Here is a 23899-nt window from a genome sequence, read left to right as displayed (position 1 = left end):
TGACAGAGGGAGGAATCTGTGCGACCGATCATCCGCGCATTAGGCGGTGTGGGCACGGCTGTCGCGCTCGTCGTCGGCATGGCGTCGACCGCCTCGGCCGACCCCGTCGAAGCGCAAGGCCCGGACACCGCCGCCGTCGACTGGAAGCCGTGTCCGGAGCTGGCCGAAGTCGAGTGCGGCACGTTGAGACTCCCCATCGACTGGGCCAAGCCGCGCGGCGAGGAGTTCGACCTCGCCGTGGCCCGCCGCAAGGCCACCGACCCGGCCAAGCGGATCGGCGTGCTGGTGATCAACCCCGGCGGCCCCGGTGGCTCCGGCGTGGACTTCGCCCTGGGCGCCAACCGGTACTTCAGCACCGCCGTGCAGGAGCGGTTCGACATCATCGGCTTCGACCCGCGCGGCGTCGCGCGCAGCCGGCCGGTCAAGTGCTCCCTCGACGTGCTCCTGCGCCAGCCGTCGACGTACCCGACCAACCAGGCCGAGTTCGACAAGCTCGGCCGCTACAACCGGGAGCTGGCGGCGGACTGCCGCACGCAGACCGGCCCGATGTACGACCACGCCGACACGATCGGCGTCGTCAACGACATCGACGCGCTGCGCCGCTCGCTGGGTGAGCGGAAGATCAACTACTACGGCGTCTCGTACGGCACGCTCATCGGCCAGCAGTACGCCGAGCGCTACGGGCGCAACATCCGCACGATGGTGATCGACTCCAACATGGACCACAGCCTCGACACGTGGCGGTTCAACGAGACCGAGGCGCGTACGGCCGAGGACTCGTTCACCGAGTTCGTGAAGTGGTGCGACCGGACCGAGGCGTGCGCGCTGCACGGCCGGGACGTCGCGAAGTTCTGGGACGATCTGCTGGCGAAGGCGGATCGCGGCGAGATCACCGACCCGAACGACCCGACCTACAAGGTCACCGCCGACGACATCATCGGTGTCGCGTTCCGCTCGTTCTACGGTCCGGGCTGGCAGCCGCTCGCCCAGCTCCTGCTGGACCTCGCGACCGCCCCCACCACCCCGGCGGCGTTCGCCGTCAAGACCGCCGAGACCGTCGAGAACCCGTTCCCGGCCGTGTTCTGCCAGGACTGGGGGATCCGGGTGCACAACCAGCGCGAGTTCTCGACGCTGGTCCGCCGGGCCAACCAGATCGCGCCGCACATGCGCGGCTCGGCCCTGGGCCACTCGGCGATGACCGGCTGCATCGGCCTGCCGGAGAAGGTCAACAACCCGCAGCACCGGCTGCACATCAAGAACGCGCCCAAGATCCTGATGCTCAACGCCCTGCACGACCCGGCGACGGGCTACGAGTGGGCCGTCAACGCCAACCGGCAGAGCCGTGACACCACGGTCCTGGTCACCTACGAGGGCTGGGGCCACGGCGTCTACGACCGCAGCCAGTGCACCCAGCAGACGACCGACGACTACCTGATCCAGCAGCGCGTGCCCCGGCACGGCACCCGCTGCGCGGCGGTCGAACCGCCGATCGGAGCCGCCCGCGTCGCCGAGGCTCCGCGCCTCCCGGCCGGCCCGAAGCCCGGCCTGCCCGGCTGGCTCGGCTAGTCCTGCCGGCTGGGTCGGCTGGGTCGGCTGGGTTGCCGGTCGGCTCGGTCGGTCCGCACCACGACGGGCCGCCTCTCGTTGCGTACGAGGGGCGGCCCGTCCGTGTTGTCCCGGCTGCTTGGGGTGCATCGGCGGCTGCCTGGCCGGATGACGGCTCTTGCGGGCGCACGTCGCGAAAGTGACCCACCGTCGTGGCCGGCACGTCTCCAGGATCGCGATCCCCCGACAGGAGCGGTGCGGTCGAGCCGAACGTCACCGGCGATTCCACGGTGTCCGGCCACGATCACCGGCGAACGTCCGCCCTTCAACCTCTGGAAACCTGCCCGTAACACCAAGCCCCGGACAGTTCACCGCCGCGAAACCTGGCGCGCGGCCCGGTGAAACAGGACGTCCCGATGCTCCCTGCAACCGACGTGCAGTGGAGGTCGACGTGGATACAGGGGACACCGCCTGGTTGCTCACCAGCTCCGCACTGGTGCTGCTGATGACACCGGGCCTGGCCTTCTTCTACGGGGGAATGGTCCGGTCCAAGAGCGTGCTCAACATGATGATGATGAGCCTGGGCGCGATCGGCGTGGTCGGTGTGCTCTGGGTGCTGGTCGGCTACTCCACCGCGTTCGGCACCGACGTCGGCGCCGGCCTGCTGGGACAGCCGTTCGAGTTCTTCGGCCTGGACGGCCTGCTGGGCAAGGACGCGCTGTCCGGCACGATCCCGACCACCGTGTTCGTCGCCTTCCAGGCGATGTTCGCGATCATCACGGTGGCCCTGATCTCCGGCGCGATCGCCGACCGCGCCCGGTTCGGGCCGTGGCTGCTGTTCGCCGGCCTGTGGTCGCTGGTCGTGTACTTCCCGGTCGCGCACTGGGTGTTCGACTTCGACGGCAAGGACGCCGCCGGCACCGTCGTGGACCCCGGCGGCTGGATCGCCAACGAGCTGCTCGCCATCGACTTCGCGGGCGGCACGGCGGTGCACATCAACGCCGGTGCGGCCGGTCTCGCGCTGGCGATCGTGCTGGGCAAGCGCGTCGGCTGGCCCAAGGACCGGATGAAGCCGCACAACCTGCCGCTGGTCGTGCTCGGCGCGGGCCTGCTGTGGTTCGGCTGGTTCGGCTTCAACGCGGGCTCCGCGGTCGGCGCGAACGCCACGGCCGGCGTCACGTTCGTCAACACGCTCGTCGCCACCTCCGCCGCGATGCTCGCCTGGCTCGCCGTGGAACGCGTCCGGGACGGCAACGCCACCACGCTGGGCGCGGCGTCCGGCGTCGTCGCGGGCCTGGTCGCGATCACCCCGGCGTGCTCGGCGGTCACCCCGGTGGGCGCGATCGCGATCGGCGCGATCACCGGCGCGCTGTGCGCCCTCGCGGTCAGTCTCAAGTACCGCTTCGGTTTCGACGACTCGCTCGACGTGGTCGGCGTGCACCTGGTCGGCGGCCTATCCGGCACGATCCTGATCGGCCTGTTCGCCAGCGACGCGGCCCCCGCGGCGGTGAACGGCCTCTTCTACGGCGGCGGCGTGGACCAGCTGTGGCGGCAGGCGGTGGGCGCGGGCGCCGTGCTCGCCTACTCGTTCGTGCTGAGCCTCGTCCTCGGCTACCTGGTCAAGTTCACTGTCGGCTTCCGCGTCGAAGAGGAGGCCGAGATCGGCGGTATCGACGAGGCCGAGCACGCCGAGACGGCGTACGAGTTCGGCGGCGGCCTCGGCTCGCGCGGCAACAGCAGGCCCAGTGTCGCCGCCGGCGCAGCCGCGGTGCTTGAGGGGAGCAACAAGTCATGAAGCTGGTCACCGCGATCATCAAGCCGTTCACGCTGGACGACGTGAAGACGGCGCTGGAGCAGCTCGGCGTGCTCGGCATGACCGTCAGCGAGGTGCAGGGCTTCGGCCGCCAGAAGGGCCACACCGAGGTGTACCGGGGTGCCGAGTACGCCGTGGACTTCGTGCCGAAGCTGCGCATCGAGGTGCTGATCGAAGACACGGCCGTCGACAAGGTGCTCGATGCCGTGGTGGACGCCGCCCGCACCGGCAAGATCGGCGACGGCAAGGTCTGGGTGACCCCGGTGGACACGGTCATCAGGGTGCGGACCGGGGAGCGCGGATCAGACGCTCTGTAGGGAACGCTCTGTAGGAGGCGTTCTGTGGAAGACGCTCTGTCGGAGGCTCTGCGGGAACGGGGGACGGCCGTGGTGGACAACGTCGGGACGGCCGTCGTCACGGCTGACGACCTGGTGCGGGCACGGGATCGACTGCTCGCGCCAGGTCGCCGCCGGTTGACGGGGGAGTCGCTGCGCGAGGCGCTGGTGGACCTGCACGAGTTCTGGTTGACCGCGCATGCCTCGCAGGCGGGTGTCGGTGGGCGGGGCAGCGGGCTGGCCCTGGTTGCCGTCGGAGGGCTGGGCAGGCGTGAACTCGTGCCGTACTCGGACCTCGACCTGGTCCTGGTGCACAACGGGAACAAGAGTGTCGACGCGGTCGCCGAAAAGCTCTGGTACCCGCTGTGGAACTCGGGCATCGGCCTGGACCACTCGGTGCGCACGGTCGGCGAGGCGCTGCGCGTCGCGGCCGGCGACCTGCGGACCGCGCTCGGGCTGCTCGACCTGCGGCACATCGCGGGCGACGCGGAGGTCAGCGGGCGGCTGGCCGAGAGTGCGCGCCAGGCGTGGCGGTCCGGGGCGCGGACCAGGCTGGACGAGCTGGCCGAATCGGCGCGACGGCGGTGGGCCCGCAGCGGCGAGATCGCGCACCGCGTCGAGCCGGACCTCAAGCACGGGCGCGGCGGGCTGCGGGACGTGACCCTGCTCGACGCCCTGTCGGCGGCCCAGCTCACCGACCGCCCGTCGGCCGACGTGGACGAAGCCCGCCGGCTGCTGCTGGACGTGCGGACCGAACTGCGCCGGGTGGCAGGGCGGCCGAGGGACGTCCTGCGCGCGCAGGACGGTGACGAGGTCGCCGCCGCGCTGGGGCTGGCCGACCGGTTCGCGCTGGCGCGCGCGATGTCGTCGGCGGCCCGCACGATCGTGTACGCCGTGGACGTGTCGATGCGCACGGCCCGTGCCGCCGTGCCCAAACGCGGCCTGGGCGTCTTCGCCCGCTCGCCACTGCGCCGGACGCCGGCGCGCCGGCCGTTGGACGAAGGGGTGGTGCTGCACGGCACCGAGGTGGCGCTGGCCCGGGACGCGATGCCCAGCCGGGACCCGGCGCTGCTGCTGCGGGTCGCGACGGCGGCGGCGCGCACCAAACACCCGATCGCGGCCGGGACGCTGACCCGTCTCGCCGACACCGCGCCGGAGCTGCGCCAGCCGTGGCCGAGGGAAGCGCGCGACGAACTGCTGGCGCTGCTGGGCAGCGGATCGGGCCTGATCGACGTGGTGGAGGCGTTGGACCGCACCGGCCTGTGGGGGCGGCTGTTCCCCGAATGGGGTGCGGTGCGCGACCTTCCACCGCGCGACGCTGCTCACATGTGGACGGTCGACAGGCACCTCGTGCAGACGACGGCGCACGCGGCGCGTCTGGTCACCCGTGTGTCCCGACCGGACTTGTTGTTGTTGGGGGCGTTGCTGCACGACATCGGCAAGGGACGTCAACAGGACCACTCGGAGGTGGGCGCGGCGTTGACGACGCAGGTCGCCGAACGCCTGGGCCTGTGGCCGCAGGACGTCGTGACGGTGTCCGCGCTCGTCCGGCACCACCTGCTGCTGCCGCACACCGCGACGCGGCGGGACGTGGAGGACGAGGCGACCGTCCGGCGGGTGGTCGACACCCTGGGCGGCGACGCCGTGTTGCTGGAACTGCTGCACGCGTTGGCCGAAGCCGACGCCTCGGCGACCGGTCCGGGCGTGTGGTCGGACTGGAAGGCGTCGCTGATCGGCGACCTGGTCGCCCGCTGCCGGACCGCGATGGCGGGCGACCCCCTGCCCAAGCCCGAGCCGTTGGAGCGGCGCCAGCAGGACTTGGCGGTGGCCGTGGCGGCGTCCGGGAAGCCGGACGTGCTCGTCGATCCCCAAGGCCACGCGGCGACGGTGACCGTCGTGGCCCCCGACCGTCCCGGGTTGCTGTCGCGCGCGGCGGGGGTGCTGGCGTTGAACTCGCTGGAGGTGCACACGGCGGCGCTGCGCTCGTACGAAGGCGCGGCGGTGGACGTGTTCACGGTCTCGCCGAGGTTCGGCTCCCTGCCGGACGTGACGTTGCTGAGGGAACAACTGACCAGGGCGATCGACGGCTCGTTCCCGCTGGGGGAGAAGCTGGCGGCGAAAGAACGCGACTACGGAGGCCCACCCCAGGACCCACCGCCGGCGAAGGTGCTGTGGTTCGACGACGAGTCGACAGGTGGGGTGGTGCTGGAGTTGCGGGCAGCCGACCGGATCGGCCTGCTGCACAAGGTCGCGGACGCGCTGGAACGGTCCGGAGTGGACGTGGTGTGGGCCAGGGTGTCCACCCTGGGGTCGACGGTGGTCGACGCGTTCGCGATAGCGGCCCGAACCGGCCTGGACGGGGAACTCCGCCGGAAGGTGGAACGAGCGGTCCTGTCGGCAGCCACCTGACCGGTTGCGTAGCTCTACGCACAACCGACGCGGGTCGTCACGCTGACCTGCACCCCGGTCCCACGGCAGGCTCTCTGCTGTGACGCAGGGGGCCGCCGGAACACGGCGGAAGGAGCGTCACCGACGAAAGATCCGGGGGCGGTCCACTGAGGGGTTGGACCGCCCCCGGATTTGCTCTAGAGCGGCTGGCACGGCGGTGCTGTGCTTGCGGTCGTGCAGGTCTCTGTGTGTCGCGCTCGGAGCTGTATGGATGGCGGTTCAGAGGTCGTCTTGGTCGTTTCGGTCGCCTTGGTCGGGTGGCGAAGCTGGTCACGCGGACGCGGGGCGTGTGGCGACGAATTGCCGAAGGAAGGCTTGGTGGGCTCCCAGAGTGGGTCGCAGGGTGGCTCGCAGGGTGGGGTCGCGGGGTGGCTCGCGCGGTGGGGTCGCGGGGGTGGACCGCGGGGGTGGGTCGCGGGGGTGGGTCGCGGGGGTGGGTCGCGGGGTGGGGACTCAGCGTTAGCGCGTTTGTCGGTGGTGCATGGGATGATGGTGTCGGGGGCCGGAGGCCACGCCACAAGCCTTCAGAGGTGCTGGTGAAGCGCACGCCGTCGGCAAAAGCCAAAAGCGTCCTCGCCGGACGGGCAGGCCACCAAGGATGAGTGAGCGGGTGGGCGTCGTGTCATCCCCGTACGGCCTGGTCGGAGACAACCACCCTTGGTCTGGACGTGCAAGCGAAGGGCGTGCTTGCACGTCCAGACCAAGCGCGGTTCGCTGCGCGCAGGCCGTACGGGGATGACACGACGCAGTAGTCGGGTGGATCGCGGTGGTCGGGTGGGGTGTGGTGGTCGGGTGGGGTGTGGTTGTGCGGTGGGTCGGGGTGGGCGCTGTGACTGGGGGCCGGCTCTTCGGCTCGTGGTGGGCTGTCGCCGTGTCCGGGAACTCCTGGCCGTCCGAAACGTCTCTTTAGTATGGGTGTGATGAACGCCGTCGCCGTAGCGCCACGAGCTCTCGTTGTGCTGGCCGGGCTGCCTGGCGCGGGGAAGACGACGTTGCTCGCCGGGGTCGACACCGGGGGTGCGTCCGCCATCGTGTTGGACTCCGACCAGGTGCGCGCCTACCTCCGGGGCGTGTTCCCCGCCACGCTGCCCTACCGCTTCTACCGTCCGCTGGTCCACTTGGCGCACCGCTCCCGCATCCTCTGGTTCGCCTTGACCTCCTCCGACCTCCTCCTCGTCCACGAACCGTCCACCCGCCCGACGACCCGTGCCGGGCTGGTGCTGGTCGGGTTGGCCTCCTGGCGGCCCCGGCACTTCATGTGGCTCGACGCCAGCCCGGAGCAGGCGCTGTCCGGGCAGGTCCAGCGGGGTCGGCTGATCCGGTCGCGGTCGTTCTCGCGGCACGTCCGCCGCGCCGCCGCGCTGCGCGAGCGCTTCGCCGCCGGCAAGGCGCCGCGGGGGTGGCAGGCGTTGACCGTGCTGACCCGGGACGACCGGCTGCGACTGTCGGTCACCCGGAGCGGCTACGCTGACGGGTAGTCATTGGTCCGACGACGTGCGAGGTCTGGCGGCATCGTGTTCAACACCCTTTCCGACCGGCTCACCTCGGTCCTGCAGAACCTGCGGGGCAAGGGGCGGCTGTCCGAGGCCGACATCGACGCCACCGCACGCGAGATCCGGGTGGCGCTGCTGGAGGCGGACGTCGCGCTGCCCGTCGTCCGGACGTTCATCGCCTCGATCAAGGAACGCGCCAAGGGCTCCGAGGTCTCCCAGGCGCTCAACCCGGCGCAGCAGGTCGTCAAGATCGTCAACGAGGAGCTCGTCGGCATCCTCGGCGGCGAGACGCGCCGGCTGAACCTGGCCAAGAACCCGCCCACGGTGATCATGCTCGCCGGCCTCCAGGGCGCCGGTAAGACCACTCTCGCGGGCAAGCTCGCCAAGTGGCTGCGCGGCCAGGGGCACACGCCGATGCTGGTCGCCTGCGACCTCCAGCGCCCGAACGCGGTCACCCAGCTCCAGGTCGTCGGCGAGCGGGCCGGTGTCCCGGTGTTCGCGCCCGAGCCCGGCAACGGCGTGGGCGACCCGGTCGAGGTGGCCCGCCGCGGCATCGAGGAGGCCAAGCGGGCCCAGCACGACGTGGTCGTGGTCGACACCGCCGGCCGGCTGGGCGTCGACGAGGAGATGATGCGCCAGGCGATCGACATCCGCGCCGCCGTGCAGCCCGACGAGGTGCTGTTCGTGGTCGACGCGATGATCGGTCAGGACGCCGTGAACACGGCGACCGCGTTCAGCGAGGGCGTCGGTTTCACCGGTGTCGTGCTGACCAAGCTCGACGGCGACGCCCGCGGTGGTGCGGCGCTGTCCGTGCGCGAGGTGACCGGCCAGCCGATCCTGTTCGCGTCCAACGGCGAGAAGCTGGAGGACTTCGACGTCTTCCACCCCGACCGGATGGCGTCGCGGATCCTCGGCATGGGCGACATGCTGACCCTGATCGAGCAGGCCGAGCAGGCGTTCGACGCGGACCAGGCCGAGGCTGCCGCGGTGAAGATGGGGTCCGGCCAGCTCACGCTGGAGGACTTCCTGGAGCAGATGCTCGCGCTGCGCAAGATGGGCCCGATCGCGAACCTGCTGGGCATGCTGCCCGGCGCGGGCCAGATGAAGGACCAGCTCGCGAACCTGGACGAGAAGCACCTGGACCGCGTGCAGGCGATCATCCGGGGCATGACGCCCGCCGAGCGGGACGACCCGAAGATCATCAACGCCTCCCGCCGGCTGCGCATCGCCAACGGCTCCGGTGTCCGGGTCAGCGATGTGAACGACCTGGTCAACCGGTTCTTCGACGCTCGCAAGATGATGTCGCAGATGGCCGGCCGGTTCGGTCTGCCCGGTGCCCGGCCCAACAGCAGGAAGGGCAAGGGCAAGAAGGGGAAGAAGGGCAAGGGGCGCGGCCCGACGCCGCCGAAGGTCCGCGGCGGTTTCCCGGGCATGATGCCGGGCGGGATGCCTCCCGGCCTGCCGCCGGGCGGGATGCCGGAGCTGCCGCCGGGCGCCGGCGGGCTGGACCAGCTCCCGGCCGGGTTCGACCCGTCGAAGCTGAAGTTCCCGAAGAAGTGACCGGGCTGCACCTGCGCGGTGTCGTCCTGCCCGACGGCGGTGAGCCGCGCGACCTGTGGGTGGTCAACGGCCGCATCCGCACGCAGCCGGTGCCGGGCGCGCGGACCGTCGTGGACGGCGGCTACCTGGTGCCCGGCCTGGTCGACGCGCACTGCCACGTCGGCCTCGGCTCGAAGGGCGCGGTCGACCTGCCGGAGGCGGTCGAGCAGGCGCTGCTCAACCGCGAGGCGGGCACGCTGCTGATCCGCGACTGCGGTTCGCCGCTGGACACCCGCCCGCTCCAGGAGCGGCTGGACCTGCCCCGGATCATCCGCGCGGGCCGGCACATCGCCCGGCCCCGGCGCTACATCAAGTACCTGGGCGTCGAGCTGGAGGACGAGCAGGACCTGCCGGGCGCCGTGGCCGAGCAGGTCGCGCAGGGCGACGGCTGGGTGAAGCTGGTCGGCGACTGGATCGACCGGTCGACCGGCGACCTGGCCCCGCTGTGGTCCGACGACGTGCTGGCGCGGGCGGTCAAGGTGGCGCACGAGGGCGGCGCGCGGGTCACCGCGCACGTGTTCGGCGAGGACGCCCTGCCCGGCCTGCTGGCCGCCGGCATCGACTGCATCGAGCACGGCACCGGCCTGACCGACGACACCATCGCGACGATGGCCGCCGCCGGCACCGCGTTGGTGCCGACCCTGATCAACATCGAGAACTTTCCGGACATCGCCGCGTCCGGGGCCGAAAAGTTTCCCGCGTACGCCACCCACATGCGTGATCTTTACGCGCGCAACAAGGCGGTCATCGCGGCCGCGGTCGAGGCCAGCGTGCCGGTCTTCGCGGGCACGGACGCGGGCGGCGGCATCAGGCACGGCCGGATCGTGGACGAGATCCAGGCGCTGCACGGCGTCGGCCTGTCCCGGCACGACGCGCTGGCCGCCGCGTCCTGGGCCGCGCGCGAGTGGCTGGGCTTCCCGTCCCTGGTGGAGGGTGCCGCGGCGGACGTCGTCGTGTACCGGGACGACCCGCGCGACGACCTCGCCGCCCTGCGCCACCCGGCCCTGGTGATGCTGCGCGGCCGGATCCACTGATCCCGCGGCCCCTCCCGTTCGGGCGCGCGTCCGTCAGAGTGATCTTGGGCCGCCCTGGGCGGTGCGGTCGCGGGCCGTGCCGCTACGTTCGGTCGAGTGGAGGAACAGCAGGACACCGGGCGGGCGCATTGGGGCTTCCTCGCCTTCTTCGTGGGCTTGGCCGGGTACCACCTGTCCACGCTGGTGTTCACGGCCGTCACGGCCGACCGGTTCGCCGAGGTCGACATCACCGACCCGCCCGTGCTCGGGCCGTTGCTGCTGCTGCTCTTCCTGCCGAACGTCCTGCTGGGACTCGGCCCCGCGGTCTTCTCCTGGTGGCGCGGCAACGGCCCTGACCGGGATTTCGGCCTGGTCCCGCGCGCCCACGACATCAAGGTCGGCCTGTTGTGCGGCGGTGCGTCGCTGCTGGCGGCGTGGGTGCTCGGCGTGCTGCTGCTCTCCATCTACCGCGACGGGGACTCCTCGCTCGACCAGATCGAGTCGCTGTCCGGCGGTAGGTCGGTGTGGTTGGCGTTGGCGGCCCTGTTCGTGTTCCTCGGCGCGCCGCTCACCGAGGAACTGCTCACCCGTGGCGCGTTGTGGAACGCGTTGGAGCACTACAAGGTCCCGAAAATCGTCATCCTCGGTCTTACGGCGCTGATCTTCGCGTTCTTGCACGAGGAGTCGTGGCGCACGATCAGCCTGTTCGCCCAAGGGCTCGCCATCGGAGCGGCTCGGATGATCACCGGCCGCGTCTCGGCCAGCGTCGTCGCGCACGCCGCCAACAACCTGCTCCCCGCCGTCTACCTCTACGTAGGCGCCTCCTGATTAGGGTGTTTGCTGTGAACCCACCGGATGAACCCCCGACAGGCCTCATCGCCGGAGTCCGCGCGGTCGGCCGTGAGCCGTCGCCCGAACGGGTGGGGCAGCGGTGGGGTTTTGGCGCGTTCCTGCTGGTCGAAGCGGTCTTCATCCTGTCGGCGGTGTTCATCACGGCGATCGCGTCGACCAACGGCACGGACCCGTTCGGCTCGGTGGCGTTCATCCTGATCGGCTCGATGGTGCCCACGGTGCTGGCCGCCGCGCTGGCCGTGGTGATCACCCGGGTCCGCGGCAACGGGCCGCTGATCGACCTGCGGCTGTCGTGGAACTGGGCGGACGTCAAGATCGGCCTGAAGCTCGGCCTGCTGGGGATGGTGCTGACCTACCTGGCCGCGGTGATCTGGTCGCGGATCGTCGGCACCGACAACGCCACGTCGGCGATCGGCGAACTGGTGGACGGCGCGGCGCTGCCGCTGGGCGCGGCCATCGCGATGTTCCTCTACGTCTGCTTCGTCGGGCCTATCTGCGAGGAGCTGATCTACCGGGGGCTGTTGTGGGGCGCGATCGAGCGCCAGGGCTGGAGCCAGTGGGCGGCCTTCGTGCTCACCACGTTGATCTTCGCGGCCAGCCACCTGGAGCCGTTGCGCACGTCGCTGCTGATCGTGGTCGCCCTGCCGATCGGCATCGCCCGGCTGATCACCCGCCGGCTCACGGCGAGCGTGGTGGCGCACGTGATCAACAACTTCCTGCCCGGTCTGACGCTGCTGCTCGTCTCGTTGGGAGTGATGCCGGGGTGATCGACCTCAACAGCGATCTCGGCGAGGGGTTCGGGATCTGGCGGTTGGGCGACGATGACGCGTTGCTCGACGTTGTGACCAGTGCGAACGTCGCGTGCGGGTTCCACGCGGGCGATCCTTCGACCATGCGTCGGGTGTGTGCGCGGGCCGCTGAGCGTGGGGTGGCCGTGGGTGCGCAGGTGTCGTACCGCGACCTCGCGGGGTTCGGTCGGCGGTTCATCGACGCCGACCCGACCGAACTGGCCGACGAGGTGCTCTACCAGATCGGTGCGCTGGACGCGTGTGCACGCGCTGCGGGTACGGCGGTGTCTTACGTGAAGCCGCACGGCGCGCTGTACAACGCGACCGTGCACCACGACAAGCAGGCCGAGGCGGTTGTGGCGGGCGTGAAGGCGTTCGGCGAACTGCCCGTGCTGGGTCTGCCCGGTTCGCGTCTGCTGCACCACGCGTCACGCGCGGGCCTGCGCGCGGTGTGTGAGGCGTTCGCGGACCGCGCCTACACGCCCGAGGGCACGTTGGTGCCGCGCACGCAGCCCGGTGCTGTGCTGACCGACACGCAGCAAGTCCTCGAACAGGTCCTGAGGCTCGCTCGACGCGGTGAACTGATCGCGATTTCGGGTGAGACCCTCGCCACCGAGGTGGACTCCATCTGCCTGCACGGGGACACTCCGGGTGCCGTGGACCACGCCCGATCGGTGCGGACAGCGCTGACCGAGGCGGGCGTAGCCGTGGGCCGATTCGTGGCCGGGTAGACCTGTCTGGCAGAATGGCCTGTTGTTCGCCGCGGTCGGTCCCTCTCACCGTGCCATGGCGCCCAGACCTTTGGGCTTTCCCGCTCGTGCCCCACGCGGGCGAGGAGTGCCCGCACCTGAGCAAACGAGAGCCTGAGGAGTACCCACACCCGTGGCCGTCAAGATCAAGCTTCAGCGGCTTGGCAAGATCCGTCAGCCGTACTACCGCATCGTCGTCGCCGACGCGCGCACCCGCCGCAACGGCAAGGCCATCGAGACGATCGGCAAGTACCACCCGAAGGAAGAGCCGTCGTTCATCGCGGTGGACTCCGACCGGGCGCAGTACTGGCTGGGCGTCGGCGCGCAGCCGACCGAGTCCGTGCAGCGGATCCTGGAGATCACCGGTGACTGGCAGAAGTTCAAGGGCCTGCCGGGCGCCGAGGGCACGCTGAAGGTCAAGGAGCCGAAGACGAGCAAGGCGGAGCTGTTCGCCGCCGCGCTCGCCGCCGCCGGCGACGCGCCGACGACCGAGGCCACCACGCCGAAGAAGAAGGCCAAGAAGAGCGACGAGGCCGAGGCCCCCAAGGACGAGGCGTGAGCTTGTTGGCTGACGCCCTCGAACACCTCGTTCGGGGCATCGTCGACCACCCGGACGACGTCCGGGTGAACCTGGTCACGACCCGGCGCGGTCGCACCCTCGAGGTCCACGTCCACCCGGACGACCTCGGCAAGGTGATCGGTCGCAGCGGTCGCACCGCGACGGCCCTGCGCACGGTGATGGCCGGGATCGGCGGGCGTGGCGTGCGCGTCGACGTGGTCGACACCGACCGCTGAGCGCGCGCATGGACGTCGTCGTCGGCCGTGTGGCCAAGGCGCACGGGATCACCGGCGAACTCGCCGTGGACGTGCGCACCGACTCGCCCGAACTGCGGTTCGCGCACGGTTCGGCGCTGATCGCGAAGCTGCGCGACGGCACGTCCCGCACCGTTACCGTCGCAGCCGCCCGGAACCACTCCGGGCGGCTGCTGGTGCGTTTCGAAGAGGTCCTGACCAGGGACGTCGCCGAGACGCTGCGGGGGACGCTGCTGTTGGCCAGCACCGATGACCTGCCGCCGACCGGTGACCCGGACGAGTTCTACGACCACGAGCTGGAAGGTCTGCGGGCCGAACTGCTCGACGGCACCGAGATCGGCAAGGTGCGCGAGATCGCGCACGGTCCGGGAGGCGAGCTGCTGGTGGTCGACCGCGCGGAGGGCGGTGAGCTGCTGGTGCCGTTCGTGCGCCAGATCGTGCCCACCGTCGACGTGCGCGGTGGACGCGTGGTGCTCGACCCGCCCGAAGGTCTCCTCGATGCGGATTGACGTCGTCACGATCTTCCCGGAGTACCTGGAGCCGCTGCGCGCCGCGCTGCTCGGCAAGGCCATCGACAAGGGCCTGATCAGCGTCGGCGTGCACGACCTGCGCGACTGGACGCACGACGTGCACAAGGCCGTGGACGACAGCCCTTACGGCGGTGGTCCGGGCATGGTGATGAAGCCCCAGGTGTGGGGTGCGGCGCTGGACGAGGTGTGCGCGGGCGACCCGCCGCCGAGGCTGGTCGTGCCCACGCCCGCCGGGCGGCCGTTCACCCAGGAGCTGGCCCACGAGTACGCCGCCGAGTCGCGGCTGGTGTTCGCGTGCGGCCGGTACGAGGGCATCGACCAGCGGGTGGTGGACGACGCCTCCCGCCGGATGCGCGTCGACGAGGTCTCCCTCGGCGACTACGTGCTGGTCGGCGGTGAGGTGGCGGTGCTGGTCGTGGTCGAGGCCGTGGTCCGGCTGCTGCCCGGCGTGCTGGGCAACCCGGCGTCGGCCGCGCAGGACTCGTTCTCCGACGGCCTGCTGGAGGGCCCGTCGTACACCCGGCCCGAGGTGTGGCGCGAGCTGGCGGTGCCGGACGTGCTGCGCTCGGGCAACCACCGGGCGATCGACCGCTGGCGGCGTGACCAGGCGCTGCGCCGCACGTGGGAGCGCCGCCCGGAACTGCTCGACGCCCTGCCCGAGGGCGCGCTGGACAAGCACGACCGCAAGCTGCTGGACGAGCTGCGGTAACCCCCGATTTCGTCGCGGCCCGCCTCGTCTGGCACACTGGACAGGTTGCTGCACCCGGTCAACCGGGGTGCGCCGCAAAGCCCGCCCCCACGCGGATGTGTGACACCTTGGCAAGGCCATGAGCGACCTTGGCAAGTACGCGCCTCGGGGGAGTACGCATTACACGTGAGGACGAGGACGGACCACCGATGAACACCCTGGACGCTCTTGACGCCCAGTCGCTGCGCTCCGACATCCCGAGCTTCCGGCCGGGCGACACGCTGAAGGTCCACGTCCGCGTCATCGAGGGCTCCCGCGAGCGGGTCCAGGTGTTCCAGGGCGTCGTGATCCGCCGCCAGAACGGCGGGATCCGCGAGACCTTCACCGTCCGCAAGGTCTCGTTCGGCGTCGGCGTCGAGCGCACCTTCCCGGTGCACTCCCCGAACATCTCCGAGATCGAGGTCGCCACCCGCGGCGACGTGCGCCGCGCGAAGCTGTACTACCTGCGCGACCTGCGCGGCAAGGCCGCGAAGATCAAGGAGAAGCGGGACGCCAAGCCGGCCTCCTGACGCCTGGTTCACGCCCGACCAGTAGCCTGCCAACGTGGCAGAACCCGCGCACAGCTCCGCTGACGAAGACGGTCGGGAACCCGATGCCGAGTCCACTCCGGACTCGGCATCGGGCGGTAAGGGCAAGAAAAAGAAGAAGGCCCCGCTGTGGCGCGAGGTCCTCGTTCTCCTCGGCACAGCGCTCGTGCTCACCGTCCTGATCCAGACGTTCCTCGCGCGCGTGTACGTGATCCCGTCGGCGTCGATGGAGAAGACGCTGCACGGTTGCACCTCGCCGTGCTTCGGCGACCGGGTGCTCGTGGACAAGCTGGTCTACGACTTCTCCGACATCGAGCCGGGCGACGTCGTCGTCTTCCGCGGGCCGCCCGCGTGGACCGCGAACGACTTCCAGTCGGCCCGCTCGGACAACCCCGTCGTGCGGGTCTTCCAGTCCGGCCTGTCGCTGATCGGCCTCGCGCCGCCGGACGAGCGCGACTTCGTCAAGCGCGTGATCGCCGTGGGCGGGCAGACCGTCGAGTGCTGCGACGAGCAGCACCGGGTCAAGGTCGACGGCAAGCCGCTGGACGAGCCCTACGTCTACTGGCAGCCCGGCACCGGCCCGGAGAGCCAGGACCCGTTCGAGCCCGTGAAGGTCCCCGAGGGACACCTTTGGGTGATGGGTGACAACCGGACGAACTCGTGCGACTCCCGTTGCCAGGGTTCCGGCGGCGTGAACGGGGCCGTTCCGGAGTCCGAAGTGATCGGCAAAGCGCGCGCGATCGTGCTGCCGCCGGCCCGCTGGAGCGGCATCGGCGACCACAACCCGCAGGTAGTGGCCATGGGCGCGCCCGCGTGGCAGTCCGGGATCCCGGCGGGCGTCGGGCTGGCCGCCGCGTGGCCGGTGCTCTTCCTCGGCCGCCGGCTCCGGGGCCGGCTGACCAGGGCCTCACACACCGGCTCGGTACGCTGACCGCGTGGTAGACGTCGCACCTTCCCGCGGTTCGTCCGACGAGGACCCCGAGCACTCCTCCGACGAGGAGAAGATCGAGGAGTTCCGGAAACGGTCGCGGAAGAAGAAGGGGAAAGGCTCGTTCTGGCGTGAGCTGCCGATCCTCCTGGTGGTCGCGGTGGGGCTCGCGTTCCTGATCCAGACATTCCTGGCACGGGTCTACATGATCCCGTCCGAGTCGATGGAGCAGACGCTGCACGGCTGCACCTCGCCGTGCTTCGGAGACCGGGTGCTGGTCGACAAGCTCACCTACGACTTCACCGACCCCACGCCGGGCGACGTGGTCGTCTTCCACGGGCCGGACACCTGGATCAACAACGACTTCGCGCCGGCCGAGCCGGCGAACCCGGTGGTCGGGTTCTTCCAGGGGCTGGGCTCGCTGATCGGGATACCGACGGCGAGCAAGGAGGACTTCGTCAAGCGGATCATCGCGGTCGGCGGGCAGACCGTGAAGTGCTGCGACGAGAAGAACCGGTTCCTGGTCGACGGCAAGCCGCTGGACGAGCCGTACGTCTACTGGGAACCGGGGCGCGGCAGCTTCCAGGACTCCTACGACGAGTTGGAGATCCCGGACGGCTACCTGTTCGTGATGGGTGACAACCGCAACGACTCGTGCGACTCGCGCTGCCAGGGCGACCGCCGGCTGGGCGGTCTGGTGCCGGTGGACAAGGTGGTGGGCAAGGCGCGGGTGGTCGTGCTCCCGCCGGGCCGCTGGGGCGGCGTGTCCGACCAGAACCCGCAGGTCGTGGCGCTGGGCGCGCCGGTGTGGCAGGACGCGGTGCCGGCCGGGGTCGGGCTGGCCGCGGCGTGGCCGGTGCTGCTGCTCGGCCGGCGGGTCAGGGGCCGGATCCGGCGTTCGCGGCTGGGATAGGGTCGGCTGGTGATCCGCAAGCCGCCTCGGGCGCAGGTCCGGCAGACCGCGGGCATCTGGGCGTTCCAGGCCGCGCTGGACCGGCGCGGCCTCGGCCCGGTGGCCGGGGTGGACGAGGCCGGTCGCGGTGCCTGCGCAGGCCCGCTGGTCGTCGCGTCGTGCGTGCTCAAGCCCGGTGACGCGGCCCGGTTCGAGGGCCTGACCGACTCCAAGCTGCTCACCGCCGCCGCGCGGGACCGGATCTTCGACGTGGTGGTCAAGCGCGCGGTCGACTACGCGGTCATCGTGATCCCGGCGTGGGAGGTCGACCTGATCGGCGTGCACGTGGCGAACATCGAGGGGATGCGGCGGGCGGTCGCGCGGCTGTCCGCGCACCCCGGCTACGTGCTCACCGACGGGTTCCCGGTGCCGGGGCTGACCGCGCCGAACATGCCGGTGGTCAAGGGCGACCGGGTGGCGGCGTGCGTCGCGGCCGCGTCCGTGCTGGCCAAGGTCACCCGGGACCGGATCATGGCCGAGATGCACGGCGACCTGCCGGTGTACGGGTTCGACGTGCACAAGGGCTACAGCACCGCCGAGCACACCGCCGCCCTGCTGGAGCACGGGCCGAGCGCGGAGCACCGCTGGTCGTATGCGAATGTGGCCTCGGCGGGGGCCCGGCACGGGTTGACCGCGCCGCACCGAGTGGCGCGTGACGTGCTTTCCGCCACCGTGGTCCAGAATGGAACATCGCCGCAGACCAGCGGTGGCAGGCTCGCGACGAGGAGGAGCGCGGATTCGATGAGCACCCGCGCGGAGGCGTAATGAGTGCAGAGGATCTCGAGAAGTACGAGACCGAGATGGAGTTGTCGCTGTACAAGGAGTACCGCGACATCGTCAGCCAGTTCTCGTTCGTCGTGGAGACCGAGCGGCGGTTCTACCTGGCCAACTCGGTGGACGTGCAGGTCCGCAACGCGGACGGCGAGGTCTACTTCGAGGTGCGGATGTCCGACGCGTGGGTCTGGGACATGTACCGGCCCGCCCGGTTCGTGAAGAACGTCCGGGTCATCACGTTCAAGGACGTCAACGTCGAAGAGCTGGACAAGCCCGACCTGAGGCTCCCCGAGGACGGTCCGTTCAACTCCTGACCGTTCCCAGTCGCCAGGGGCTCATCCACCCGGATGAGCCCCTTCACGGCTCTCTGGCCGGTTTTCGCAGGTAGGCGTTGTTGTGGGCAGTTGTCCACAGCCCCTGAAACCCCATCCACAGATCTCGGGTTCCCCCTGGCCCCGCAAGATCCGCTTCGGCACAGTCGATCACGACACGCAGACTGAGCCGAACGGAGCAACACCATGCCGGACACCCGAGAGCTGGGCCGCCTGGGCGAGCACGTGGCCTGCCGCTACCTGCGGCAGGAGGAGCGCCTGGAACTGCTCGCCCGCAACTGGCGCTGTCCCGAGGGCGAGCTCGACATCGTCGCCACCGACCGCGAGCGGCTGGTGGTGTGCGAGGTGAAGTGCCGCTCGGGCACCGGCCGCGGCAGCCCGCTGGAGGCCGTCACCCCGACCAAGCTCGACCGCGTGCGCGGCATGGGCCTGCGCTGGCGTGACGCGCACGGCCTGCGCGGCCTGGACGTCCGCTGCGACCTGGTGGGCATCCTGTGGCCGCGGTCGGGCCCCATCCGCCTGCACCACGTGCGGGGTGCCTGAGATGGCCCTCGCGAGCGCTTGGTGCGTGGCCCTGTTCGGCGTCGACGGCGTCCCGGTGGAGATCGAGGCCGACGTGGGCGCGGGCTCGGTCCGCACCCAGTTGCTGGGCCTGCCGGACGCGGCCCTGCACGAGTCCAAGGACCGGGTGAAGGCCGCGGTCCGCAACAGCGACCACGAGTGGCCCACCCAACGGGTGACGCTGGGCCTGTCCCCGGCCACCCTCCCGAAGGGCGGTTCGGGCTACGACCTGGCCCTGGCGTGCGTGGTGCTGGCCGCGTCCCAGGCCGTCCCGGACGACCGCCTGCACGGCACCGTGCTGCTCGGGGAACTGGCCCTGGACGGCCGCGTGCGCACGGTCCGAGGCGTGCTGCCCGCCCTGCTGGCCGCCCGGCGGGCCGGCCTGACCAGAGCGGTCGTGCCGACCGCGTCGCTGCCCGAGGCGGCGCTGGTCGAGGGCCTCGCGGTGCACGGCGCGGCGACCCTGACCGACGTCATCGACTGGCTGAAGGGCTCGGACGAGGCCCTGACCCCGGCCGGCGCCCACCCGGAGCCCCCGCCGGTGCCGCCCGGCAAGGACCTGTCCGACGTGGTCGGCCAGCCCGAGGCCCGCTGGGCGCTGGAGGTGGCGGCGGCGGGCGGCCACCACGTCCTGCTGACCGGCCCGCCGGGCACCGGTAAGACGATGCTGGCCGAACGCCTGGTCAGCCTGCTGCCGCCGCTGTCGGCCGACGAGGCCATCGGGGTGACCGCGATCCACTCCATCGCCGGTCTGCTCACCCCGGAGGCCCCGCTGGTGGCGACCCCGCCGTTCGTCTCGCTGCACCCGTCGACGTCGACGGCGGCCCTGGTGGGCGGCGGCTCGGGCCTGGCCAAGCCGGGCGCGGTGAGCCGGGCGCACCGCGGCGTGCTGTTCATCGACGAGGCGTGCGAGTTCGGCGCGCGCAGCCTGGACGCCCTGCGGACGTGCCTGGAGGACGGGGAGGTGCGGATCGCCCGTCGGGACGGCATCGCCCGGTACCCGGCCCGCTTCCAGTTGGTGCTGGCCGCCAACGCCTGTCCGTGCGCGCCGCCGAAAGACCTCGACTGCGTCTGCCTGCCCGCGGCCAAGCGCCGCTACCAGAGCAAGCTCTCCGGGCCCCTGCTGGACCGCGTCGACCTCCGGGTGACCATGCGCCCCCTGACGGTGATGCTCGGCCCCGAGGTGGGCACGCCCGAGCCGACGGCCGTGGTCCGCCGCAGGGTGCACCAGGCGCGCGCCAGGGCCGGCTCCCGCTGGGCCCCGCACGGCTGGCGGACCAACGCGGAAGTCCCGGGCCCGGCCCTGCGCAAGGAGTTCCGCCTCCCCAGGACCGCGACCACCCTGCTGGACCGGGCCCTGGCGATCGGTGCCCTCACCGGCCGGGGCGCGGACCGCTGCCTCCGCGTCGCCTGGACGCTGGCGGACCTCGCCGAAACCGACGAACCGACCGCGGACCACGTGGCCGCGGCCCTGGAATTCCGGGAAAGGAGAAGGCCATGACCCCACCCCCGAGACTCTCCCGCCTGACACCGAGGACATCGCCGGACCCGACACCACCACCGAGCGACCCGAGGAAGAAACCGACCCTCCGCCGCCTGGCAACCGCGAAAGACCTCAACCGCTGGATCCTCGGCTGGCCCGGAAAGGTCCTCCGAATCCGCTCGACCCGACCCGAAGAAGGCACCCGGAAGGTGCCCGACCCGCCCGCCGGAGGCACCCCGTGACCGAACTCCCGCCCCTCGAACTCCCGGCCACCACCCCGAATCCCACCGCACTCCCACCCGACTTCCCCCGCTCCCTGACCGAAGGCCCGGAGACGACCGACCGGGACGCCACCCGGTCGGAGGCGGCGAGCCCCGACGCCGCCGGAGCAGACCTGACGAATCCCCTGACGCCGCCGGGAACTCCGGTCCACCTGGTCGTGGACCAGGTGTTCCTCACCGGGCCGGACACCTCGGCCTCGGCCGCCCACCCCACCGGTTCGCCGTGGTCCGCGGTGGCCGGTTCACTCGCCCAGCAGGCTGAAGTCGAACGCACGACCGAGTGCCCACCCACCACCCCGGCGACCTGTACCTACCCGGGTCTGCGCGCCACGACTCCGAGTCGACCAGGTCCCGACGCGAACTCACCGGCAACCGCACCGATGCCGTCGTGCGCCGCACCGGGTCCACGCGGGCGTTCGGCTCCGTCATGCGAGTCCCGCGCCACCTCGACAAGCCCACCCCCGAGCACCCGTCGCGACGCGCACCGGGACGTTCCACCGGGCTGCCGCAACGCCGCACGCCCAAAGCCCTGCACCACGCCCACGCCCACCCCCGCCACCCAGTGCACGACCACCCGCCCCACCACCCACCCAACCGACCGCCCCGCCAACCGCTCCACCGACCGCCCCGCTGACCGCATCGCCACCTGCTCCACCGACCGGGCCGCTGACTGCCTCACCGACCGCACCACCGATCGGGCCGCCTTCCTCGCTGCCCCGTTCCGCCGGGGCAAGGCGTGGCTGTGCGAGCTGATCACCCAGGCCTGGCTGCTGCACCTCCGGACCCGGTGCGGTCGCTGGACCGAACAGTGCCGGGGTGCTCGTCGTTGTCCGCGCCAGTCGGCCCGCCCGTGGCGGACGGCGTGCGGGCTCGCACCTGCGGCGGTGTGGCGTGAGTGACGAGGTGCGGTTGGCGCGCGCTTACCTGTCGCGCGTCGCCGAACCTCCGGCCGGAGCGTTGGCGGCGTTCGTCTCGGCGGTGGGGCCGGTGCGGGCGGCCGCGCTGGTCCGGCGGGGTCAGGTGCCTGGTGCGGTCGACAGCCAGACCTCCGCGCGACGGGCCGAGGACCGGGCCGAAGCCGACCTGGCCGCGATGGCGGAGCTGGGTGGGCGGCTGGTCGTGCCGGAGGACGAGGAATGGCCCGCGTGGCCGTTCACCGCGCTCGACCAGGCCGCCGCCCAGGGCCTGCGCTGCGGGGTGGCCCCGCTGGCGCTGTGGGTGCGCGGCGAGGCGGAGCTGTCCACCCTGACCGAGCGGGCCGTCGCGGTGGTCGGCAGCCGGTCCTCGACCGGCTACGGGCAGCACGTCGCGGCCGAGTTCGGGCACGGGCTGGCCGCGTCCGGCGTGACGGTGGTGTCCGGTGCCGCCTACGGCATCGACGGCGCGGCGCACCGCGGGGCGCTGGCGGCCGGCGGGCCGACGATCGCCGTCCTCGCCTGCGGGGTCGACATCGCCTACCCGCGCGGCCACCAGGGGCTGCTCGAACGCATCCCGCACCACGGGCTCGTGGTCTCCGAGTACCCGCCCGGCCTCCAACCCGCCCGCCACCGCTTCCTGACCCGCAACCGGCTGATCGCGGCGTTCGGCGAGGGGACGGTGGTCGTGGAGGCGGGTCGGCGCAGCGGTGCGAAGAACACCGCGGCCTCCACGTCGGCGCTCGGGCGGGTGCTGATGGCGGTGCCGGGGCCGATCACGTCCAGCAGTTCGTCAGGCTGCCACGACCTGCTGCGGTCGGGGGAGGCGCTGGCGGTGAGCAGCGTCGCGGAGGTGATCGAGTCGACCGGGCGGCTCGGGGTCGACCTGGTCGAGGCCACGCGGAACACCGAAGTCGGTCTCCCCCAGGGCGAGGCGCTGCGGGTGTTCGAGGCGCTGCCGCTGGATTCCGCGACCAGCGCCGAGGCCGTCTCGGTGGAATCCGGGGTCGAGCTGGCCAGGGTCCGGGCGCTGCTCCCCGAACTGGAGCTGATCGAACTGGCGGTCCGGGTCGACACCGGATGGAAGCGCTCTCATGAGGGGATCTCGCGTGGCGATACTTGACCAAGAGCGTTCTGAGGCGCAGCGTCAGGGGCTATGTCCCCGCCGCCGCCCGCTCGGACTCGTCGTGTCGACCTCGTCGGCCTGCGTCGCGAGCTGCCCGGCGACGTCTCGACGGCCTTGGACGACTACCAGCGCCACCTCGCGATGGAGCGCTCGCTCTCGCCGCACACCGTCCGCGCCTACCTGGCCGACGCGGTCTCCCTGCTGGTCCACCTGGCCGGCGGCACGACGGGTGACGCCACCGTGGAGGCGATCGACCTCGCCGGGCTGCGCTCGTGGCTGGCGGCCCAGCACGGTGCGGGTGCGAGCCGGACCACGCTCGCCCGGCGCACGGCCGCCGCCCGGACCTTCACCGCCTGGGCGGCGCGGACCGGCCTGCTCGCCGACGACCCCGGGCCCCGTCTGGTCGCGCCCCGACCGCACCGGACGCTGCCCGCAGTGTTGCGGGCGGACCAGGCGAAGGCCGCGATGTCGGTCGCGGAAGTATCCGCGGAAGCCGGCGAGCCGGTTGCGCTGCGTGACCAAGCCGTGGTGGAGTTGCTGTACGCGACAGGTGTTCGGGTCGCCGAGCTGTGCGGTCTCGACCTCGGCGACGTCGACTACTCCCAAAGGGTGATCCGGGTTCTGGGCAAGGGTAGGCGCGAACGCACCGTGCCATTCGGCGTACCGGCCGAACGGGCAGTACGGCGCTGGGTGGAACACGGTCGATCGTCCCTGGTCAGCGACCGTTCACAACACGCGCTGTTCGTCGGTGCGCGCGGCGGGAGGTTGGACCCGCGTACCGCCAGGAGGGTTGTCCACGATGTAGTGGGTGCGGTACCCGAAACAGCCGACATCGGGCCGCACGGCCTGCGGCACACCGCGGCCACGCACCTGTTGGAAGGGGGAGCGGACCTGCGTACCGTCCAAGAGCTTCTCGGTCACGCTACGCTCGCAACCACTCAGCTCTACACACACGTCACCGTCGAACGGCTGAAGGCGATCCATGACCGAACCCACCCCCGTTCCTGACGTCGCAGGGGGAGGTTCGCGGACCGCAACCGTGACCTCTCCTTCCGCCGCGCGCGTCGGGGCCTCGTCGGAGGCGCAGCCCTCGGTTGCGCACGCCCCGACCGGGACGAACGGTCACCACGTCGCCGACGAGGACCCGCACCCCGGACCTGCCGCCGAGGCCCCGCACACCAACGGCCACACCGTGACGCCCACCGCACCCACCCCCGCGACGCCCAGCCCAGCCTCGCCCAGCCCAGCCTCGCCCAGCCCAGCCTCGCCCAGCCTCGCCCAGCCCAGCCTCGCCC

Annotated in this window: 23 protein-coding genes; all 23 read left to right on the top strand. The window is 71.6% G+C overall.

The window, feature by feature from the left end:
* Positions 1-18: 18 nt before the first annotated feature.
* The 23 genes from BN6_RS34305 (at position 19) to BN6_RS34195 (ending at position 23612) form a co-directional block, all read left to right on the top strand.
* Positions 19-1566 carry an alpha/beta hydrolase gene (locus BN6_RS34305; protein WP_015104458.1) on the top strand — a complete coding sequence of 516 codons (1548 nt, stop codon included), beginning with the start codon at positions 19-21 and terminating at the stop codon, positions 1564-1566.
* 430 nt (positions 1567-1996) lie between these two features.
* Positions 1997-3340, top strand: coding sequence for an ammonium transporter (locus BN6_RS34300; RefSeq protein ID WP_015104457.1), 1344 nt, complete (start codon positions 1997-1999; stop codon positions 3338-3340).
* Positions 3337-3675, top strand: a complete 339-nt coding sequence (locus BN6_RS34295) for a P-II family nitrogen regulator (protein ID WP_015104456.1) — start codon at positions 3337-3339, stop codon at positions 3673-3675. The genes BN6_RS34300 and BN6_RS34295 overlap by 4 nt, the downstream gene beginning before the upstream one ends.
* A 72-nt stretch (positions 3676-3747) precedes the next feature.
* Positions 3748-6102, top strand: a complete 2355-nt coding sequence (locus tag BN6_RS34290) for a [protein-PII] uridylyltransferase (RefSeq protein ID WP_051076076.1) — start codon at positions 3748-3750, stop codon at positions 6100-6102.
* A 959-nt stretch (positions 6103-7061) separates the two neighbouring features.
* Positions 7062-7619, top strand: coding sequence for an AAA family ATPase (locus tag BN6_RS34285; protein WP_231904823.1), 558 nt, complete (start codon positions 7062-7064; stop codon positions 7617-7619).
* Between the two features lie 36 nt (positions 7620-7655).
* A complete protein-coding gene (ffh, locus tag BN6_RS34280) occupies positions 7656-9194 on the top strand; it encodes a signal recognition particle protein (protein ID WP_015104453.1) in 1539 nt (512 codons plus the stop codon).
* On the top strand, positions 9191-10267 hold the full coding sequence (locus tag BN6_RS34275) for an amidohydrolase family protein (protein WP_015104452.1): 1077 nt from the start codon (positions 9191-9193) through the stop codon (positions 10265-10267). Before ffh ends, BN6_RS34275 begins: the two co-directional genes overlap by 4 nt.
* Before the next feature lie 96 nt (positions 10268-10363).
* Positions 10364-11074, top strand: coding sequence for a CPBP family intramembrane glutamic endopeptidase (locus tag BN6_RS34270; protein WP_015104451.1), 711 nt, complete (start codon positions 10364-10366; stop codon positions 11072-11074).
* 14 nt (positions 11075-11088) lie between these two features.
* Positions 11089-11865 (top strand): CPBP family intramembrane glutamic endopeptidase, encoded by a 777-nt coding sequence (locus BN6_RS34265; protein ID WP_015104450.1) that lies wholly within the window; start codon positions 11089-11091, stop codon positions 11863-11865.
* Entirely contained in the window at positions 11862-12617 is a 756-nt protein-coding gene (locus BN6_RS34260; protein ID WP_015104449.1) for a LamB/YcsF family protein, read from the top strand. Before BN6_RS34265 ends, BN6_RS34260 begins: the two co-directional genes overlap by 4 nt.
* 151 nt (positions 12618-12768) lie before the next feature.
* A complete protein-coding gene (rpsP, locus tag BN6_RS34255) occupies positions 12769-13194 on the top strand; it encodes a 30S ribosomal protein S16 (protein ID WP_015104448.1) in 426 nt (141 codons plus the stop codon).
* Complete coding sequence (locus BN6_RS34250) at positions 13191-13430, top strand: RNA-binding protein (RefSeq protein ID WP_015104447.1); 240 nt, start codon at positions 13191-13193, stop codon at positions 13428-13430. The genes rpsP and BN6_RS34250 overlap by 4 nt, the downstream gene beginning before the upstream one ends.
* An 8-nt stretch (positions 13431-13438) precedes the next feature.
* Positions 13439-13957: a ribosome maturation factor RimM gene (gene rimM / locus BN6_RS34245; protein ID WP_015104446.1), complete on the top strand. Its 519-nt coding sequence runs from the start codon at positions 13439-13441 to the stop codon at positions 13955-13957.
* A complete protein-coding gene (gene trmD / locus BN6_RS34240) occupies positions 13947-14687 on the top strand; it encodes a tRNA (guanosine(37)-N1)-methyltransferase TrmD (RefSeq protein WP_015104445.1) in 741 nt (246 codons plus the stop codon). The genes rimM and trmD overlap by 11 nt, the downstream gene beginning before the upstream one ends.
* A gap of 188 nt (positions 14688-14875) precedes the next feature.
* A complete protein-coding gene (gene rplS / locus BN6_RS34235) occupies positions 14876-15235 on the top strand; it encodes a 50S ribosomal protein L19 (RefSeq protein ID WP_015104444.1) in 360 nt (119 codons plus the stop codon).
* A 34-nt stretch (positions 15236-15269) separates the two neighbouring features.
* Entirely contained in the window at positions 15270-16184 is a 915-nt protein-coding gene (lepB, locus tag BN6_RS34230) for a signal peptidase I (protein WP_015104443.1), read from the top strand.
* 4 nt (positions 16185-16188) lie between these two features.
* Positions 16189-17094: a signal peptidase I gene (gene lepB / locus BN6_RS34225; RefSeq protein ID WP_015104442.1), complete on the top strand. Its 906-nt coding sequence runs from the start codon at positions 16189-16191 to the stop codon at positions 17092-17094.
* Between the two features lie 9 nt (positions 17095-17103).
* Positions 17104-17898, top strand: coding sequence for a ribonuclease HII (locus BN6_RS34220; protein ID WP_015104441.1), 795 nt, complete (start codon positions 17104-17106; stop codon positions 17896-17898).
* Positions 17898-18221 carry a DUF2469 domain-containing protein gene (locus tag BN6_RS34215; RefSeq protein WP_015104440.1) on the top strand — a complete coding sequence of 108 codons (324 nt, stop codon included), beginning with the start codon at positions 17898-17900 and terminating at the stop codon, positions 18219-18221. The genes BN6_RS34220 and BN6_RS34215 overlap by 1 nt, the downstream gene beginning before the upstream one ends.
* Before the next feature lie 204 nt (positions 18222-18425).
* Positions 18426-18782 (top strand): YraN family protein, encoded by a 357-nt coding sequence (locus BN6_RS34210; RefSeq protein WP_015104439.1) that lies wholly within the window; start codon positions 18426-18428, stop codon positions 18780-18782.
* A 1-nt stretch (position 18783) separates the two neighbouring features.
* A complete protein-coding gene (locus BN6_RS34205; RefSeq protein WP_015104438.1) occupies positions 18784-20301 on the top strand; it encodes a YifB family Mg chelatase-like AAA ATPase in 1518 nt (505 codons plus the stop codon).
* A 1154-nt stretch (positions 20302-21455) separates the two neighbouring features.
* Positions 21456-22601, top strand: a complete 1146-nt coding sequence (gene dprA / locus BN6_RS34200; protein WP_015104436.1) for a DNA-processing protein DprA — start codon at positions 21456-21458, stop codon at positions 22599-22601.
* A gap of 33 nt (positions 22602-22634) precedes the next feature.
* A complete protein-coding gene (locus BN6_RS34195) occupies positions 22635-23612 on the top strand; it encodes a tyrosine recombinase XerC (protein WP_015104435.1) in 978 nt (325 codons plus the stop codon).
* The last annotated feature ends 287 nt before the right edge of the window (positions 23613-23899 follow it).

The organism is Saccharothrix espanaensis DSM 44229 (assembly GCF_000328705.1).
GTDB classification, from domain to species: Bacteria; Actinomycetota; Actinomycetes; order Mycobacteriales; family Pseudonocardiaceae; genus Actinosynnema; species Actinosynnema espanaense.
This window is presented reverse-complemented; position numbering and strand designations above follow the sequence as displayed.

Bases quoted from the DNA above. Each gene is read 5' to 3' on its own strand.
- BN6_RS34195 (WP_015104435.1), top strand. From the start codon at position 22,635: ATGTCCCCGCCGCCGCCCGCTCGGACTCGTCGTGTCGACCTCGTCGGC.
- BN6_RS34295 (WP_015104456.1), top strand. From the start codon at position 3,337: ATGAAGCTGGTCACCGCGATCATCAAGCCGTTCACGCTGGACGACGTG.
- BN6_RS34285 (WP_231904823.1), top strand. From the start codon at position 7,062: ATGAACGCCGTCGCCGTAGCGCCACGAGCTCTCGTTGTGCTGGCCGGG.
- BN6_RS34210 (WP_015104439.1), top strand. From the start codon at position 18,426: ATGCCGGACACCCGAGAGCTGGGCCGCCTGGGCGAGCACGTGGCCTGC.
- BN6_RS34205 (WP_015104438.1), top strand. From the start codon at position 18,784: ATGGCCCTCGCGAGCGCTTGGTGCGTGGCCCTGTTCGGCGTCGACGGC.
- trmD (WP_015104445.1), top strand. From the start codon at position 13,947: ATGCGGATTGACGTCGTCACGATCTTCCCGGAGTACCTGGAGCCGCTG.
- BN6_RS34215 (WP_015104440.1), top strand. From the start codon at position 17,898: ATGAGTGCAGAGGATCTCGAGAAGTACGAGACCGAGATGGAGTTGTCG.
- rplS (WP_015104444.1), top strand. From the start codon at position 14,876: ATGAACACCCTGGACGCTCTTGACGCCCAGTCGCTGCGCTCCGACATC.
- rimM (WP_015104446.1), top strand. From the start codon at position 13,439: ATGGACGTCGTCGTCGGCCGTGTGGCCAAGGCGCACGGGATCACCGGC.